This window comes from Cognatilysobacter lacus (genome assembly GCF_008274655.1).
Taxonomy (GTDB): Bacteria; Pseudomonadota; Gammaproteobacteria; order Xanthomonadales; family Xanthomonadaceae; genus Cognatilysobacter; species Cognatilysobacter lacus.
On the sequence record NZ_VTRV01000249.1, the window covers coordinates 1 to 2,016 of the forward strand.

The 2,016-nt window shown below is 71.5% G+C and carries 2 protein-coding genes and 1 pseudogene; all 3 read right to left on the reverse strand.

The window, feature by feature from the left end; translation table 11 throughout:
• Nucleotides 1-451, reverse strand: a pseudogene (locus FW784_RS13780) (efflux RND transporter periplasmic adaptor subunit); the annotation flags it as partial.
• Nucleotides 452-573: 122 nt separating this feature from the next.
• The gene (locus FW784_RS13785) at nucleotides 574-975 is read right to left on the reverse strand and encodes a VOC family protein (RefSeq protein WP_149353897.1); all 402 of its coding nucleotides are present in this window, start codon (nucleotides 973-975) and stop codon (nucleotides 574-576) included.
• A gap of 5 nt (nucleotides 976-980) precedes the next feature.
• Entirely contained in the window at nucleotides 981-1,778 is a 798-nt protein-coding gene (locus FW784_RS13790; RefSeq protein WP_149353896.1) for a TatD family hydrolase, read from the reverse strand.
• Nucleotides 1,779-2,016: the final 238 nt, after the last annotated feature.

A 2,016-nucleotide genomic window follows, 5' to 3' on the forward strand; every position in this document is an offset into this window, starting at 1 on the left:
CGCGCGCGGCGCGCAACTCGTCGACCTGGCTAGCGGAGATGTACTTCTGCGCGAGCAGCGGCTCGGCGCGGCGCAGGTTGGCCAGCGCCAGCGCGGCGCCGGCCTGCGCCTCGCGGTAGCTCGCCTGCGACTGCTCGAGTTCGCTGGCCAGCGAACGACCGTCGAGTTCCAGCAGCACCTGGCCGCGATGCACGAACTCGCCGACGTCGACATACAGCCCGGTCACGCGCAGGCCGCCGACCTCGACGCCCAGCTGCATCTCCTCGCGGGCCGCCACCGGGCCGGACACGCGGATCTCGCGCGACATTTCCTGCACGCGCGCCGGCACCACCGTGACCGCCATGGCCGGCGTCGCCGCAGCTGCCGGCGTCGCCGCGTCGGGCTTCCTGCTGCAGCCGGCGAGCGCGAGCAGCACGAGGCCGAAGCCGGTCCAGTGGCGGAACTTGGTCATGGGGGCGGGCGTCGGGGGAGCGGGCGGTGGCCCGTAGCCGGCAAGGATACGGGGCGGTACGTGGATGCCGTCGTGCCGCAGCTGCAAATCGATGCGGCACGGCGCAGTGGCGGGCCGGCTTCCTACGGCGCGTCGCTGTACTGGATCAGGTCCCACAACGTGCCGTAGAGGTCGCGGAACACCGCGACGGTGCCGTAGGGCTGCACGACCGGCGGCCGCGCGAACTCGACGCCCGCGTCGACGAGGCGCCGGTAGTCGCGCTCGAAGTTGTCCGTGCGCAGGAACAGCGCCACCCGGCCCCCGGTCGCATCGCCGACCCGCGCCCGTTGCGCCTCGTCCGACGCGCGCGCGAGCAGCAGCGACGTGCCGGTCGATCCCGGCGGCGCGACGACGACCCAGCGCTTGTCCTGTTCGGGCCGGTAGGTGTCCTCGATCAACTCGAAGCCGAGCTTGCCGACGTAGAACGCGATGGCCTCGTCGTACTCGCGAACCAGCAGCGTGACGTGGGCGATCGACACCTGCATGCGCGTCACGCGGACACCGGCAGGCGGAAGAACGCGCGCGCCGTCGCCGTGGTCGCCGCTGCGATCGAGTCCACCTTCGCGCCACGATCGCGCGCGAGTTCCTCGACGATGTGCGCGAGGAACGCCGGCTCGTTGCGTCTATCTTTCGGCAACGGCTTCAGCGTGCGCGGCAGCAGGTACGGCGCGTCGGTCTCGATCATCAGGCGGCCGAGCGGGATGTGCGGCACGATCTCGCGCAGGTGCTGGCCGCGGCGCTCGTCGCACAGCCAGCCGGTGATGCCGATGTGCCAGTCGCGATCGAGATAGGCGAAGGCTTCCTCGCGCGTGCCGGTGAAGCAGTGCACCACCGCCGGGCCGATGCGGCCTTCGAAGTTCTTCATGATCGCGACGAAATCGTCATGCGCGTCGCGCTGGTGCAGGAACAGCGGCTTGCCGGTGTCGACGGCGGTCTGCAGCTGCATTTCGAACGCGCGCCGCTGCGCCGGGCGCGGCGAGAAATCGCGAAAGTAGTCGAGGCCGCATTCGCCGACCGCGACCACCGTGTCGTGCGCCAGCAGCGCGCGCATCTCGGCGTCGCATTCGGCCGTGTATTCCACCGCATGGTGGGGGTGCACGCCGGCGGTGGCGAACAGCAGGCCGGGATGCGCGAGCGCGAGTTCCAGCGCTTTCGGCGAGTGCTCGCGGCTCGCGCCGGTGACCACCATCTGCGCCACGCCTGCGGCGCGGGCGCGTGCGATCACGGCGTCGCGATCGCGGTCGAAGGCGTCGTGGGTGAGGTTGGCGCCGATGTCGATGAGCTGCACGGGACTCGCGACCACGGGAAACGGCCCGCGATTCTAGCGATCCCGGCCGCGCGGGCTGCGAGAATGGCCGCCTGCGCGGCCGTCCGCCGCCGGGAACCGTGACTACGTGGCGTTTCCGATCGCCCCCCTTCTGCCGCGCATCCGCGAGTCGCTCGCGGCGCATCCGCGCCTGGTGCTCGAGGCGCCGCCCGGCGCGGGCAAGACGACGCTCATTCCGCTGCATCTGCTCAATGCGCCA

Coding starts and splice junctions, on each gene's coding strand:
- FW784_RS13785 (WP_149353897.1), bottom strand. CDS start 975: ATGCAGGTGTCGATCGCCCACGTCACGCTGCTGGTTCGCGAGTACGAC.